Annotated in this window: 14 protein-coding genes; all 14 read left to right on the forward strand. The window is 52.2% G+C overall.

All coding sequences use genetic code 11. The annotated features are described in order from the left end of the window. Nucleotides 1–10 precede the first annotated feature (10 nt). A complete protein-coding gene (gene plsX / locus ACI3UA_RS07285; protein ID WP_439724153.1) occupies nt 11–1,039 on the forward strand; it encodes a phosphate acyltransferase PlsX in 1,029 nt (342 codons plus the stop codon). Next, a complete protein-coding gene (locus ACI3UA_RS07290) occupies nt 1,020–2,024 on the forward strand; it encodes a beta-ketoacyl-ACP synthase III (RefSeq protein ID WP_439724154.1) in 1,005 nt (334 codons plus the stop codon). The genes plsX and ACI3UA_RS07290 overlap by 20 nt, the downstream gene beginning before the upstream one ends. 1 nt (nt 2,025) lies before the next feature. Continuing rightward, nucleotides 2,026–2,973 (forward strand): enoyl-[acyl-carrier-protein] reductase FabK, encoded by a 948-nt coding sequence (gene fabK / locus ACI3UA_RS07295; RefSeq protein WP_439724155.1) that lies wholly within the window; start codon nt 2,026–2,028, stop codon nt 2,971–2,973. A gap of 87 nt (nt 2,974–3,060) precedes the next feature. Beyond that, complete coding sequence (gene fabD / locus ACI3UA_RS07300) at nt 3,061–4,002, forward strand: ACP S-malonyltransferase (RefSeq protein ID WP_439724156.1); 942 nt, start codon at nt 3,061–3,063, stop codon at nt 4,000–4,002. A 1-nt stretch (nt 4,003) separates the two neighbouring features. Next, the gene (gene fabG, locus ACI3UA_RS07305) at nt 4,004–4,747 is read left to right on the forward strand and encodes a 3-oxoacyl-[acyl-carrier-protein] reductase (protein WP_439724157.1); all 744 of its coding nucleotides are present in this window, start codon (nt 4,004–4,006) and stop codon (nt 4,745–4,747) included. 40 nt (nt 4,748–4,787) lie between these two features. Further along, on the forward strand, nt 4,788–5,018 hold the full coding sequence (locus tag ACI3UA_RS07310; protein WP_154404964.1) for an acyl carrier protein: 231 nt from the start codon (nt 4,788–4,790) through the stop codon (nt 5,016–5,018). Nucleotides 5,019–5,108: 90 nt separating this feature from the next. Next, a complete protein-coding gene (locus ACI3UA_RS07315; RefSeq protein WP_439724158.1) occupies nt 5,109–6,050 on the forward strand; it encodes an NAD(P)H-dependent flavin oxidoreductase in 942 nt (313 codons plus the stop codon). Between the two features lie 20 nt (nt 6,051–6,070). Further along, a complete protein-coding gene (gene fabF / locus ACI3UA_RS07320; protein WP_439724159.1) occupies nt 6,071–7,315 on the forward strand; it encodes a beta-ketoacyl-ACP synthase II in 1,245 nt (414 codons plus the stop codon). A 46-nt stretch (nt 7,316–7,361) separates the two neighbouring features. Continuing rightward, nucleotides 7,362–8,108, forward strand: a complete 747-nt coding sequence (gene rnc, locus ACI3UA_RS07325) for a ribonuclease III (protein WP_439724160.1) — start codon at nt 7,362–7,364, stop codon at nt 8,106–8,108. Nucleotides 8,109–8,179: 71 nt separating this feature from the next. Continuing rightward, nucleotides 8,180–8,989 carry an MBL fold metallo-hydrolase gene (locus ACI3UA_RS07330; protein WP_439724161.1) on the forward strand — a complete coding sequence of 270 codons (810 nt, stop codon included), beginning with the start codon at nt 8,180–8,182 and terminating at the stop codon, nt 8,987–8,989. Nucleotides 8,990–9,153: 164 nt separating this feature from the next. Beyond that, nucleotides 9,154–10,326, forward strand: a complete 1,173-nt coding sequence (locus ACI3UA_RS07335) for an efflux RND transporter periplasmic adaptor subunit (protein WP_439724162.1) — start codon at nt 9,154–9,156, stop codon at nt 10,324–10,326. Between the two features lie 12 nt (nt 10,327–10,338). After that, entirely contained in the window at nt 10,339–13,527 is a 3,189-nt protein-coding gene (locus ACI3UA_RS07340) for an efflux RND transporter permease subunit (RefSeq protein WP_439724163.1), read from the forward strand. A gap of 210 nt (nt 13,528–13,737) precedes the next feature. Next, entirely contained in the window at nt 13,738–14,784 is a 1,047-nt protein-coding gene (gene recA / locus ACI3UA_RS07345; RefSeq protein ID WP_439724164.1) for a recombinase RecA, read from the forward strand. Further along, nucleotides 14,777–15,259 (forward strand): regulatory protein RecX, encoded by a 483-nt coding sequence (locus ACI3UA_RS07350; protein ID WP_439724165.1) that lies wholly within the window; start codon nt 14,777–14,779, stop codon nt 15,257–15,259. The genes recA and ACI3UA_RS07350 overlap by 8 nt, the downstream gene beginning before the upstream one ends. Nucleotides 15,260–15,480 lie beyond the last annotated feature (221 nt).

Raw genomic sequence — 15,480 nt, forward strand, 5'->3', positions numbered from 1 at the left:
AGGCTTTTTTGTGAGGATTGCAGTTGATGCGATGGGGGGCGATTACGCACCTGCGCAGATTGTGCTGGGTGCGGTAGAGGCTGTCCGTAAGTATGAGTGCGATATAGTTCTGGTAGGCGATGAGGAAAAAATAGAGGCCGAGCTGGCCAAGACCGGCATGGCCAAAAATCCCCACCTGATTGTTCATCACGCCGGGGAGGCTATTGAGATGGGGGAGCATCCTGTCGAGGCTATACGCCATAAGAAGGATGCCAGCCTGGTGGTCGCCACGAAGCTGGTAAAGAGCGGCGAGTGCGACGGAGTGCTGTCAGCCGGCAGTACCGGGGCGGCAACCGTGGCTGCCAAGATGTTCCTGAAGATGATTAAGGGAATTGACCGCCCTTCGATTGCCACGCCGCTGCCTACCACCCACGGCATTGCCCTGCTGCTGGATTCCGGCGCTATTGTGGATTCCAAGCCGAGGGACCTGACTGAGATGGCCATGATGGGGTCCATTTTCAGCAAATACGTCTACGGCATAGATAATCCGAAGGTAGGACTTCTGAATATCGGCGAAGAGGAAACCAAGGGCAATAAAAAGGTTCAGGCCACTTATCCCATGCTGAAGCAGGCCAGGGATGTGAATTTCATAGGCAATATCGAAGGCCGTGACATTCCCGGGGGCAAAGCCGATGTTGTAATTTGTGATGGATTTGTAGGCAATATTGTGTTAAAATTTGCAGAAGGATTGGCTGTTACCCTGTTCCAGCTGATTAAGGATGCAATTGAGAACGGAGGCGTTCTGGCCAAGCTCGGTGCGGTGCTGGTTATGCCGGCCCTGAAGAAGCTGGGCAAGAGGCTGGATGTTTCCGAATATGGCGGTGCGCCCCTTTTGGGCGTGAATGGCTGCTGTATTATATGCCATGGTTCTTCCAACGCTAAAGCAATTTGCAGTGCTATTGGCGTAGCCATAGAGTGTGTGAAGAATGATGTTACGGGTCATATCCGTGATAGTATTGCAGAGGAGGAGTTGCTAGCGAATGACAGCGAAACTATATAGTGCAGGTATTCTCGGAACTGGCTACTACGTTCCGGAAAAGATAATGACCAATGCTGATTTGGAGAAAATAGTTGATACCAGCGATGAGTGGATTGTTGAAAGAACAGGTATCAGGGAGCGCCGTATCGCTGAGGACGGGGTTCCTATGTCCGACCTGGCCATGAAGGCTGCTGAGAATGCACTGGCTGACGCCGGTACATCCGCTGAGGAGCTGGATCTGATTATCGTTGCTACCCTGACGTCTGACAGGATTATTCCTTCTACTGCCTGTATGCTTCAAAATCGTCTGGGGGCAAAGCATGCTGCGGCCTTTGATTTGTCTGCGGCCTGCTCCGGGTTTGCCTACGCGGCCAGCGTAGCGGCCCAGTTTATTGAAACCGGTGTCTACAAGAAGGCACTGGTAATTGGTGCAGAAACTCTTTCCAAGTACATCAACTGGGAAGATCGCAATACATGCGTGTTGTTTGGTGACGGTGCCGGTGCGGCTGTGCTGGGACAGGTTGAGGATGGTTATGGGATACTCAGCTTTGACCTTGGCAGTGATGGTTCCGGCGGCGATGCGATACAGATTCCTTCCAGCGGCAGCCTGATGCCTGTCAGCAAGGAATCCATAGACCAGCGTCTGAATCTCATCCACATGAACGGCAAGGAAGTGTTCAAGTTTGCCGTCAAGGCAATGGGCAAGACTGTCAAGAATTCCCTGGATAGGATTGGCATGTCCCAGGAGGAGATTGACTGGCTGGTGCCGCATCAGGCCAATATCCGTATCATAGAGTCTGCCGCGAAGCGCCTGTCCATGCCGATGGACAAGGTAATTGTCAACATCCAGAAGTATGGCAATATGTCTGCGGCATGCATTCCGATTGCCTTGGCTGAGGCATCTGCCGACAAGCGGTTTAAAAAGGGAGATATCATAGCACTGTCTGGCTTCGGTGCGGGCCTTACATGGGCGTCCTGCATTATCAGATGGTCTAAGGAGGATTAACATGTTTGAGGAAAATCCAATTTGTAAATTATTGAATATCAAGTATCCAATTTTCCAGGGTGGTATGGCATGGATTGGCACGGCCGAGCTGGCCTCCGCCGTATCCAACGCAGGTGGTCTTGGCATTATTGGCGCCGGGCATATGCCGCCTGATCTGCTCCGTGCGGAGATTCAGAAGGCAAAGCGTTGGACTGACAAGCCGTTTGGCGTGAACATCATGCTGATGTCTCCTTTTGTAAAAGAGGTAATGCAGGTGGTTGTTGAGGAACGCGTGCCGGTTGTTACCACCGGTGCGGGCAATCCTGCCGAGTATCTGCCGGCATTGAAGGAGGTCGGCTCCAAGGTTATTCCTGTGGTGGCTTCCGTAGCACTGGCAAAGCGCCTGGTGCGCTCCGGCGTTGACGCCGTTATTGCCGAGGGCACCGAGTCCGGCGGCCATATCGGTGATATTACCACCATGGCACTGGTGCCACAGGTGGTGGATGCTGTGGATGTTCCTGTTATTGCTGCAGGCGGTATCGGTGATTCCCGCGGCATTCTGGCGGCCTTTGCATTGGGCGCTTCCGGCGTGCAGATGGGGTCCCGCTTCGTGGTTTCCGAGGAGTGCATTGCCCATCCGAACTACAAGAATCTCGTATTGAAGGCTAAGGATCGCTCCACTGTCGTTACGGGCCGCTCTACCGGCCACCCTGTTCGCGTCCTGGCCAACAAGATGACCCGTGAATATGCAGAGCTTGAGACAAATCAGGCCTCTGTGGAGGAACTGGAGAAGTTTGGTGCAGGCAGGCTGAACATGGCAACCCATAAGGGCGATGTGGAGAACGGCTCCGTCATGATCGGCCAGATCTGCGGCATGTTCCACGAAATCAAACCTGTTGCTACTATTATCGAAGAGCTGGTAGGCGGTATTGCCGCTGCTGGCGAGCGTGTTCATAATACTCTGAAATAATCTGTATTTTAAGCAATTTATGGAAGGGCTGCCTGCGGCTACGGCTGCGGGGGCATAGAGATTGTGTTTTAAAAGAAAGAGGTAAAAATGAGTAAATTAGCTTTTGTATTCCCGGGGCAGGGTGCGCAGAAGGTTGGTATGGGCAAGGATTTTTTTGACAACTACGATGTTGCAAAGAAAATGTTCAAGGAGGCCGATGAGGCTCTTGGCTATTCCATCATGAAGATGTGCTTTGAGGGGCCTGAGGAGGACTTAAAGCTGACAGCCAATACCCAGCCGGCTATCCTGACCATCAGCTGCATTGCCAACGAGATTTTGAAGGAAAATGGCGTACAGCCGGAGATTACCGGCGGCCATAGCCTGGGTGAGTATTCTGCCCTCGTTGCGGCGGGCGTGCTGAAATTCCAGGATGCTGTTGCGCTGGTACATAAGCGCGGTGCGTATATGCAGGAGGCTGTACCTGTAGGCGAGGGCGGCATGGCGGCCATTATCGGCGTTGACCGGGACAAGATTGTAGAGATATGCCAGTCCGTTTCCGCTGAGAGCCCTGTACAGGCGGTAAACTTCAACTGCCCTGGGCAGATCGTTATCGCAGGTGCTACCCGAGGCGTGGAGCTGGCTGTAGAGGAACTGAAGGCGGCAGGTGCCAAGAAGGCTGTTATCCTGCCGGTAAGCGCGCCTTTCCACAGCACCCTGATGAAGCCGGCGGCAGAGAAGCTGGCTGTGGAGCTGGACAAGGTTACCCTGTCCGATGCCAAAATTCCTGTCGTGGCAAACGTCAATGCCAAGGTGCTGACTAAAGCCGAGGACATCAAGGCAAGCCTGGTGGCACAGGCGGCCAGCCCTGTACTGTGGGAGGACTGCGTGGCAACGATGAAGGAGTTCGGTGCCGATACCCTGCTGGAGGCAGGCCCTGGCAAGACCCTGTGCGGCTTCAACCGCAGGATTGACAAGACGATTAAGAGCTTAAACGTAGAGGATGTAGAATCTTTAGAAAAATCTCTTGACTATTTCAAGGAGGTTCGTTAATATGCTTTTAGAGGGTAAAACTGCACTGGTGACAGGTGCGTCCCGCGGCATTGGCAGGGCGATCGCCCTGAGACTTGCCCAGGAGGGTGCCGCTGTTGCCATTAACTACGCAGGCAATACCGCTGCTGCCGAGGAAGTAAAGTCCATGATTGAGGCGGCAGGGGGCAGGGCCATTATCGTCAAGGCCGATGTTTCTGACGGCGAGGCTGTTGATGAGATGGTAAAGACCGTGGTGGAAACCTTCGGCGGTGTTGATATTCTCGTGAACAATGCCGGCATTACCAGGGACAACCTGCTGATGCGTATGAAGGAAGAGGATTGGGATGCTGTTATCAACACCAATCTCAAGAGTGCGTATTACTGTACAAAGGCTGTTACCAAGCCTATGATGAAGAAGCGTTTTGGGCGTATTGTAAATATGACTTCTGTAGTTGGTCTGACCGGCAATATCAGTCAGGCGAATTATGCTGCAGCCAAAGCAGGGCTTCTGGGCTTTTCCAAGTCCATGGCCAAGGAGCTGGCCAGCCGCGGGATTACCGTAAACATGGTAGCGCCGGGCTTTATTGAAACCGATATGACGGCTGTATTGTCCGACAAGGTCAAGGAGGCTATGATGACCGGCATCCCTATGGGCAGGGCCGGCCAGCCTGATGATGTTGCCAATGCAGTGCTGTTCCTTGTTTCTGATAGTGCATCTTATGTTACCGGTCAGGTCATCAACGTTGATGGTGGCATGGTCATGTAACATGGATATATAGAGAACCGTAAGAGGAGGTGAAACATACATGTCTACTTTTGAGAAAGTAAGAGATATCGTAGTTGATCAGTTGGGTGTTGAGGCTGACGAGGTTTCCATCGAGTCCACTTTTATCGATGACCTGGGTGCTGACTCCCTGGATATCGTAGAGCTCATCATGGCCTTTGAGGAGGAGTTCGGCATCGAGATTCCTGATGAGGCTGCAGAGAAGATTAAGACCGTTCAGGACGTTGTTTCCTACATTGACCAGAACAAATAATTAGTGTCTTACCTTTAGGAAAGTCCCGTGAAGCCATTTCGCGGGATTTTCTGACAGGGGTAAGGCGGGCCTATGAATGGAGGAGTAGATTTGAAGCTTCCTGAACTGAAGATTGGTACTAAAGTTGCGAAGGTTCCAATTGTGCAGGGTGGCATGGCTATTCGCTTGTCTACCGGTGCTTTGGCAGCAGCTGTGGCAAATCAGGGCGGCATCGGCCTGATTGCGGCTTCCGGCATGTCTCCGGAGGAGCTGCGTTATGAAATCAGGATGGCCAGAGCATTTTCCAAGGGCATTATTGGCATCAATATCATGTTTGCGGCAAAGAAATTTGCGGAGATGGTAAACACTGCTATTGATGAGGGTATTGACCTGGTGGTTGCAGGTGCAGGCTTTTCCCGTGACATCTTTGCGTTGGGCAAGGAATCCGGTACTCCGGTGGTTCCGATTGTATCATCTGTAAAATTAGCGAAAATTTCTCAGCGTCTTGGCGCGGCCGCTATTGTCGTAGAAGGCAAGGAAGCAGGCGGTCATCTGGGAACTGACCAGTCCATCAGGGACATCATTCCGGATATCGTGGCCGCTGTTGACATCCCTGTTATTGCGGCAGGCGGCGTACTGCATGGCCAGGACATTGCTGATTTAATAAACATGGGCGTAAGCGGGGTTCAGATGGGCTCACGTTTCGCCGCCAGTGCAGAGGCAAACAGCGCCCCTGCCCTGAAAGAATTTTATTTGAAGGCAAAGCCGGAGGATGTGGTGGTTATCCACAGTCCGGTGGGACTGCCGGGGCGTGCTGTCCGCAATCCGTGGGCAGAGCGCATCATGGAGGGTCCTGTGCCGCCAAACAAATGTGATAACTGCCTGAAGGCATGCAAGCATAATTTCTGTATTATCCGTGCACTGAGCCGTGCACAGCAGGGTGACGTGGAAACGGGCCTGGTATTTACCGGCGAGTACCTGCCTACTATCGAGAAAATTTTGACTGTTGAGGAGATATTCCAGCAGATTAAAGCAGAGGTTGCTGCTATCTAAAGTATTGTGAGGTGTTATTTTTGTCTAATCGTGTTGTTATTACCGGTATGGGCGTTGTAAGCCCTGTAGGTATCGGCAAGGAAGCGTTCTGGGACGCTATGCTGTCCGGCAAGAATGGTATTGATAAGATTAGCCGCTTTGATGCAACTGAGTACAAGGCACAGGTTGCCGGCGAGGTAAAGGATTTTGATCCGGCTGATTACATGGACAAGAAGGAGTCAAAGCGCATTGACCGCTATGCCCAGTTTGCCATGGCTGCCGCAAAGATGGCTATCGAGGATGCCGGACTGGATCTGGAGAATGAGGATTGTGAGAGGATTGGCACCTATGTAGGCAGCGGCATTGGCGGCATTGAGACCATGCACGGCCAGTACGAGAAGCTCTTTGACAAGGGTCCTTCCCGTATCAGCCCGTTCTTCATCCCGATGATGATCGGCAACATGGCTGCCGGCCATGTATCCATTGCCTTTGGCTTGAAGGGACCGAGCAACTGCGCCGTTACTGCCTGTGCTACAGGTACCAACAACATCGGCGATGCTTTCCGCGTGCTGCAGCGCGGTGATGCTGATGTTATGCTGGCCGGCGGTACAGAGGCCAGCATTTCCCCTGCTGCTGTGGCCGGCTTCTGTGCTATGAAGGCACTGTGCAGCGACAGCAACGACAATCCGCAGAAGGCTTCCCGTCCGTTTGATGCAACCCGCAGCGGTTTTGTTATGGGCGAGGGTGCCGGCATTGTCGTGCTGGAGACCCTGGAGCATGCCGAGAAGCGCGGCGCCCATATCTACGCCGAGGTTGTAGGCTATGGTGCTAACTCCGATGCGTACCACATTACCAGCCCGGCTCCGCATGGTGAGCTGCAGGCAAAGTGCATGGCGCTGGCCCTGAAGGATGCAGGTCTTACTCCTGCCGAGGTGGATTATGTGAACGCCCATGGCACTTCTACCCAGATGAATGACCGTGGCGAGACCGAGGCCATCAAGACCGTCTGGGGCGAGGAAGCAAAGAATGTTTCCGTAAGCTCCATCAAGTCCATGACCGGCCATCTGCTGGGTGCTGCCGGTGGCGTTGAGGCTATCGCCACTGCCCTGGCCGTGGAGAACGATATGCTGCCGCCTACCATCAACTATGAGAACGTTGAGGAGGGTCTGGACCTTGATTATGTGCCGAACAAGGCAAAGGCGAAGACTGTCCGTGCGGCTATTTCCAACAACTTCGGTTTTGGCGGCCACAATGCCTGCCTTGTGCTGAAGAAGTACGTTAAGTAAGACAATTGAACAGATAGGAAATGAATTAGAGTTGAAGTGTTTTGTTATGAGTGATCGTGTAAATGATCGTGTTACGGCTGAGCGCCGCCGCAGGCTGGAGGAACTGTCCAGGAGGCTGGGCGTGAACTTCCGCCATATCGGCTGGCTGCATCAGGCATTGACGCATACCTCCTACGCCAACGAGTCTCGGGTGAAGGTAGAGCATAATGAGCGCTTGGAATTCTTGGGAGATGCGGTGCTGGAGCTTGCTATCAGCACCTATCTCTTCAATCATTTTCCTGGACTTCCTGAGGGTGATCTGACAAAAGCCAGGGCAGCGGTGGTCTGTGAGGCTAGTCTTTCCAGCCGGGCCGCGGAGCTGCATTTGGGAGATTACCTGTTGTTAGGACATGGAGAGCAGACATCAGGCGGGCGCAGGCGTTCCTCCATTCTGGAGGATGCCTTTGAGTCCGTTATCGGTGCCATTTACATGGATCAGGGCTGGGAAAAGGCCCAGAGCTATGTCATCAGGCAGCTGGAGGAGCATCTGCGCAGGGTTGAGGATGGCAGTACCAGGGTAAGGGACTACAAGACCATGCTGCAGGAGCTGGTACAGCGCAGGGCGGACAGCCATGTCGGCTACGAGCTTATTAGCGCGACAGGCCCCGACCATGCCAAGGTGTTTGAGTTTGCTGTGAAGCTTAATGACGAAGTTTTAGGAACAGGTAAGGGTCCAAGTAAAAAGGCGGCTGAGCAACAGGCAGCCCGCCGAGCTTTAGAGATTTTGAATAATCGTGACAAAAAAGAGGCATGAGTGCCTCTTTTTTTGTTATAATTGTCATGTAGCTGGTAAGTTTAAAAGAGAGAATACGGGAGATGAGTTGCATGAAAAAACTGATTATGCTGGGAACCGGCAATGCCATGGTGACGAAGATTTTCAACACCTGCTTTTTGCTTGAGCTGCCGGACGGGGAGATTTTTATGACTGATGCCGGCGGCGGCAACGGCATATTGCGGCAGATGGAGCTGGCAGGGGCTGACTATCAGAAGCTGCATCATATGTTTGTGACCCATGGGCATACAGATCATGTTTTGGGCGTGATATGGATAATAAGGAAAATCGCCTCCATGCTAAATGCAGGCAAGTATCAGGGGCAGCTGCACATTTACTGCCATGACGTAGTCAGGGATATGCTGGAAAAGATGTGCGGCATGATGCTGAAAAAGAAGGACCTGGCCAACGTGGGGAAAGACATTCTCATTCATGAGGTGAAGGATGGGGAAAACGTGGAGCTGCCGCAGATGACCCTGACGGCTTTTGATATTTTTTCTACCAAGGCAAAGCAGTTCGGCTACCGTCTTGTTTTCAGGGATGATGGACAGGTGCTGACCTGCCTGGGAGACGAGCCGTACAATCCAAAGTGCCGCCAGTATGCCGAGGGAGCGGACTGGCTGCTGTCGGAGGCCTTCTGCCGGTACGATGACAGGGATGTGTTCAAGCCTTATGAGAAGCATCACAGCACGGCCAAGGAGGCCGGGGAGCTGGCACAGCAGCTGGGGGCAAGGAATGTGGTGCTCTACCATACGGAGGACAAGACCATTGCTGACCGCAAGGAGAAGTATACGGCAGAGTGCAGGAGCTATTTTGCGGGAAATGTATTTGTGCCTGATGATTTGGAAATAATCGCCATATAATACTGTTTTTAGATATTTTTCATAATAAAGGTTTATACTGTAGCATGCTCGGGGTAATGTCTGTTTATATTGACAATTTCTTATAGCAAATGTATCATATAGCAGTATAGTTTACATTTTAGCATGCTTTGATTTTGTATGGGAATTTTAGGAGGTAGGTAGAGTTGTTATCTAAAAAAGGAAAGCTGGCAGTAGCAGCAGTGATTGCTGTTATCGCTATAGTTGCCGGTGTGATGTTCGTGAGCAGTGACGGACAGAAGGCTCAGCGGACGTCCGGCGGCGTACAGGTAAAGGCTATGAATGTGCTGGTGCAGGATACGCCTCTGACCCTGGAGTATGCAGGCTCCGTCAAGGGTAAGGACGAGGTAAAGGTTCAGGCACGGGTATCCGGCAATGTTACGGCAAAGTACATCAAGGGCGGTCAGTATGTGTCTGCCGGTCAGGCACTGTACAAGATTGATGACCGCAATTATCAGGCTGCCCTGCTGCAGGCGCAGGCCAATCTGGCACAGGCGCAGGCAACCTACAACAATGCCCTGATTGATTTGCAGCGCAATGAGCAGCTTCTGGCAGCAGCGGCTGTTTCCGAGCAGGTAGTTACTACCCAGCGCGCCCAGGTGGCGGCCTATCAGGCCAATGTAAACGCCATGGCGGCTCTCGTTCAGCAGGCACAGCAGAATCTGGATGATACTGTGGTGTACGCGCCTATGAGCGGCAAGCTGGCTGTTGATGATGTTGCTATCGGCACCTATGCTGCCGCAGGCAATACTACGCTGGTGACCATCGGTTCCAGCAATCCGATTTTTGTTCAGTTCAGTATCAGCGAGGGTGAGTATCTGAAGTACGTGGGGGCTTCCGTGGTTCCTGGCCAGGCTCTGCCTAGCAAGACCGTGCAGATTTCCCTGAGTGATGGTTCCGTTTATCCTGTGGAGGGCAGTATCGTAGAGGTTGACCGCGCTATGCAGGATAATTCCGGTTCCCTGATTATCAAGGCGCAGTTTGAAAATCCTGACGGTATTCTGGTTCCGGGCATGTTCGCCCGCGCCAAGCTGACAGGTGATACGCTGAAGGGGGCCAAGCTGGTGCCTGAGCGTGCCGTTCAGCAGCTTCTGGGCAAGTCCTTCGTGATGATTGTAGGCGAGGATGGCAAATCCAAGGCACAGAATATTGAGCTGGGCACCAAGGTTGGCAGCTATTGCATTGTTGAAAAAGGCCTGACCGGCAACGAGCAGGTGATTGTAGAAGGTCTGACTTCCCTGACCGAGGGCATGGAGCTGGCTATCACCGAGGTAAAGCCGGAGGATATGGGCTTCTCCCTCACTACGAGCAATTTATAAGGGGGCGTCCACTTGGCTAAGTTTTTTATACATAGACCGATATTTGCAATCGTGATTTCCCTTCTGATTGTCATTATCGGCGTGCTGGCAGCTTTTCAGCTGCCGATTGCACAGTATCCGCAGATTTCGCCGCCGACGATTTCCGTCAGCACCACCTATGTAGGTGCCAATGCGAAAACTGTAAATGATACGGTGGCGCAGGTTATAGAGCAGCAGGTAAACGGTACCCAGGGCATGGACTACATGTCCTCCACCGCCTCTGACAGCGGCAGGTACAGCCTGAGCGTAGTGTTCAATCTGGGCACTGATGGCGATATGGATGCGGTAAAGGTACAGAACAATGTAGCTATTGCCAATGCCAGCCTGCCTGATTCCGTAAAGAGCATGGGTGTAACCACCAGCAAGTCATCCAACGATATGGCTTTGATGATGGCGATGTATTCCCCGAATAAGACCTATGACCGTCCGTGGATGAAGAACTATGCGGATATTTATCTGCTGGACCAGATTAAGCGCGTAGACGGCGTAGGTGACGTAATGGTATTTGGTGCTGACCATGCCATGCGTATCTGGGTAAATCCTGCCAAGATGGCAGAAATGAATATTACGGCTGCTGACATCATGGCAGCTATCAATGAGCAGAATGTGCAGGCACCGGCAGGTACGGTAGGTGCCGCGCCTGTGGCCGACAATCAGGAAAAGCAGGCAACCGGCAAGATTGAGGGACGTCTGACCAGTGCCGAGGAATTTGGCAACATCATCCTGAAGGCGACTACTGACGGCCAGTATGTGCGCATCAAGGATATAGCCCGCGTAGAGACAGGTGCTGAGGATTATAACTTCGTGCCTAACTACAACAGCATGGATGCAGTGGGCTTTGGTATCCAGCTCACCAGTGATGCCAACGCCATGACTACTGTGGCAGAGGTAAAGAAAATTCTGGAGAATGCCAAGAAGGACTTCCCGCCGGATTTGGAAATCAAGGAGATTGTGGACAGTACCAAGTTTATCGGTGCTTCCATCAATGAGGTTGTGCATACCTTCATTGAGGCGCTGGCGCTGGTTGTGCTGGTTGTATTTGTCTTCCTGCAGAATTGGCGGGCAACTCTCATTCCTCTGCTGGCAGTGCCGGTATCCCTGATTGGTACGTTTATTGCCTTTACGTTCCTGGGCTTCTCCATCAATACACTGACCCTGTTTGCCATGGTACTGGCAATCGGTCTGGTAGTAGATGATGCGATAGTCGTTATCGAGAATGTTGAGGCCCACATGGAGAAGGGGCTTAATCCTGTGGACGCCACCGAGCGCGCCATGGACGAGGTGCAGGGGCCTGTTGTGGCTATTGCCTTCGTGCTGGCGGCGGTATTTGTGCCGGTGGCCTTCCTGGGCGGCATGATGGGCGTTCTGTATCGTCAGTTTGCCCTGACAATCGCTATTTCTATGGCATTGTCGGCTTTCGTGGCGCTGACCCTGACGCCTGCCCTCTGCGCCACTATCCTGAAGCCTCATGAGAAAAATGAGAGCGATGGGGTACTTGGCCGTTTCTTTGCTAAGTTCAACGAGGCATTTAACAGGATGCGTCTTGGCTATCAGGGTGTGGTTGGCTGGTTTATCGGCCACATCAAGGTTGCCCTGGTATTTATTGTGATTGTCTGCGGCCTGACGGGGCTTTTGTACAAGATTGTGCCGTCCACCTTCGTGCCGAATGAGGATCAGGGCTATTATGCGGTGGCAGTAAATCTGCCGGAGGGTGCTTCCCTGAACCAGACGGAGAAGGTTATCAACAAGCTGATACCTGCCATGCTGCAGGTGGATGGCATTGATGGCGTTATGGGTATTCCTGGCTTTGACATCATGGCATTCAGCGGCAAGTCCAGTGCAGGTGCCATGTTCGTAGGGCTGAAGCCTTGGGCTGATAGAACGACTGCGGAAACCCAGATTGACGCCATCGTTATGAAGACCTTCGGCGTAGGTGCTGTGGTTGCACCGGAGGCGCGGGTTATTGCCTTCAACATGCCGGCTTTGCCAGGCCTTGGTACTGTCGGCGGCTGGCAGATGGAGCTGCAGGATTTGTCCGGCCATACTGACGAGGAGCTGGACCAGATTACCAAGAAGATTCTGGCCGCGGCTAACCAGCGTCCTGAGCTGCAGGGCGTGCGCTCCACCTATTCCATCAATTCCCCGGTTTATGAGTATGACATTGACAGGGAAAAGGTCAAGGCTATGGGCGTCAGCATTTCTGATGTGTTCACTGCCATGCAGGTATTCTACGGCGGTAATCAGGTCAATGACTTCAACGAGTTCGGCCGTACCTACAAGGTAGTTGTGCAGGCGGATGGAACCTTCCGTAGCAATGTGGAAAATATGCGCTTTATGTATGTGCGCAGTAATACAGGTGCCAATGTGCCGCTGGATTCCTTGCTGAAGCCGCGTGAGACTACAGGTGTCAGCAACGTCAGCCGCTTTAATGCAGCCCGTTCCATCAGTATTCAGGGTAATGCCGGAAGCGGCTATTCCTCCGGTGAGGCGATGGCTGCCATTGAGGAAATCGTCAGGGAGACAGCTCCGGACGGCTTCGGTATTGAGTGGTCCGGTCAGGCCCGCGAGGAGCAGAAGACCAGCAGCTCTACCGGTCAGGTGCTGGCGCTGGCATTTGTGTTTGTATTCCTGTGCCTTGCAGCTCTCTATGAGAGCTGGAGCGTGCCGTTTGCGGTTCTCTTGTCCGTGCCTGTAGGTATCTTTGGTGCATTGTTCTCCGAGTATTTCCTGTCAATCGTACAGGCTCTGGACGGTACGCCGAATGCCGGATTGCAGAACAGCGTATACATGCAGATTGGCGTTATCATGATCATCGGTCTGGCGGCCAAGAACGCCATACTGATTGTGGAGTTTGCCAAGATACGTGTAGATGCCGGCATGAACCCTCTGAAAGCGGCAATTGAGGCGGCAGGCTTGCGTCTGCGTCCTATTCTCATGACCTCCTTCGCCTTTATCATCGGCTGTCTGCCGCTGGCTATGGCAACAGGTGCCGGTGCGGCGGCCCGTAACGGTATGGGCGTGGCAGTAGTAGGCGGTATGCTCTTTGCAACCGGTATTGCCATCTTCATTATTCCTGCTTTCTATGTCATGACGGAGTATATTTCCAAGACTTTGGGCATCAGAAAGACAGAAAAGAAGAAGACCTCTACTGATTACATGTAATTTCAAAGTTAATAGCGTGAATCTTATTTTGACAGGGCGGCGCATGGCTGTCCTGTCTTTTTCTGTCTGTGCATTAATATTAATTCTATATTTAGATATATAATTAATACAGAACAAAAAGTGAAAAATATTCGATTTTTCTATTGCGTAAAAAACCCTTGTTTGTTATAATAGAAAAAGAAATTTACTGTCGATAAGGAGATTTGAGATATGGATCAGGAAAAAGAAGAATCTTTAAAAAATGCCATGAAACAGATTGAAAAGGACTACGGCAAGGGGGCGATTATGCGTCTTGGCGATGCGGCGGCCAACATGAATGTGGAGGTTATTTCTACAGGCATTCTGCCGCTGGATATTGCGCTTGGCGTAGGCGGCATACCGAGAGGGCGCATCATTGAGATATACGGTCCTGAGTCCTCCGGTAAGACCACTGTTACCCTGCACATGATTGCCGAGGCACAGCGGCAGGGGGGCGTGGCGGCATTTATAGATGCGGAGCATGCGCTGGATCCTGTCTATGCCAAGAATCTGGGCGTGGATATCGACAATCTGCTGATTTCACAGCCGGATACCGGTGAGCAGGCGCTGGAGATTGTAGAAGCGCTGGTACGGAGCGGTGCTATTGATATTATTGTGGTGGACTCTGTGGCGGCTCTGGTGCCGCGTGCGGAGATTGAGGGGGATATGGGTGATGCCCATGTTGGCCTTTTGGCGCGGCTCATGAGCCAGGCCATGCGCAAGCTGACGGGTATTATCAGCAAGTCCCAGACCACGGCCATTTTCATCAACCAGATTCGTGAGAAGGTGGGAACCATGTACGGAAATCCGGAAACTACCACCGGCGGCCGTGCCTTGAAGTTCTATTCTTCTGTGCGCCTTGATGTAAGAAAGTTTGATGTTGTGAAGCAGGGGACGACCATCCTCGGCAACCGCACAAAGGTCAAGGTGGTAAAGAACAAGGTAGCTCCTCCTTTCAAGGTGGCTGAATTTGATATCATGTATGGCGAGGGTGTATCCAAGGAAAGCAGTGTGATAGACATTGCGGCGGATCTGGATATTCTGAACAAGAGCGGCTCCTGGTATTCCTACAATGGCAACCGCTTAGGACAGGGCAAGGACACGGTCAAGGAGATTCTCCGCAGTCAGCCTGAGCTGATGGAGGAGATTGAAACGAAGCTGTATGAAATGCTGAAAAGCACTGATGTTATCCAGCGCCTGACTTCTCCTGCCAAGAAGGGCAAGGTTGCTGATGAGTAGGCCCTCAAAGCCTTCTGCCGGGGCACAGCCTTCCTGCCGGGCAAAGGCGGTGGAGCTTCTGGCCCGCAGTGACCAGAGCATCCGCAGGCTGTCAGAAAAGCTCTTCCGGAAGGGCTACAGTGAGGAAGAAGTGACCGAAACCGTTGACTGGCTGCAATCCAAAAGGTTTATTCAGGAGGAGGACGGCTGTCGCAGGCGCTTTGATTTTCTATACAATGACAGCAGTTACAGCGTAAGGCAGATTGTGGCAAAGCTGCAGCAGCAGGGATATGACCGCGATATGATAAGGGGATGTATTCCTGATGATACGGGTGAGCGTGAGTATGCGTCTGCCATCAAGGTCTTGCGGCGCAGGTTCAAGGTGGGCGCGGAGCCCGGGAAGATGTTCCAGCACCTTTGCATGAAGGGCTTTGCCTACGATACGGCGCAAAATGCCGTAGAGGATTTGCGGCTGGAATGGGATGAGGATGTATGATATAATGGGTTGGTATTTCAGGCTTTGCTTGTGCTTGCTTTGGGTGAGCAGGAAAGCACTGCGTGACATGATTTGTGCAAGTATATAGCCTGTTGGTAATTTTCTGTGAGTGGTTTGTGCAAGCAGGCAACCTGTGAGTGCTTTGTGCAAATAGATAACCCATGAGTGATTTGTGTGGATTGAGGAGGAGCATAAATAGTGACAAATGAAATGATTATTGT

This window comes from Anaerovibrio sp. (assembly GCF_051866355.1).
Taxonomy (GTDB): domain Bacteria; phylum Bacillota; class Negativicutes; order Selenomonadales; family Selenomonadaceae; genus Anaerovibrio.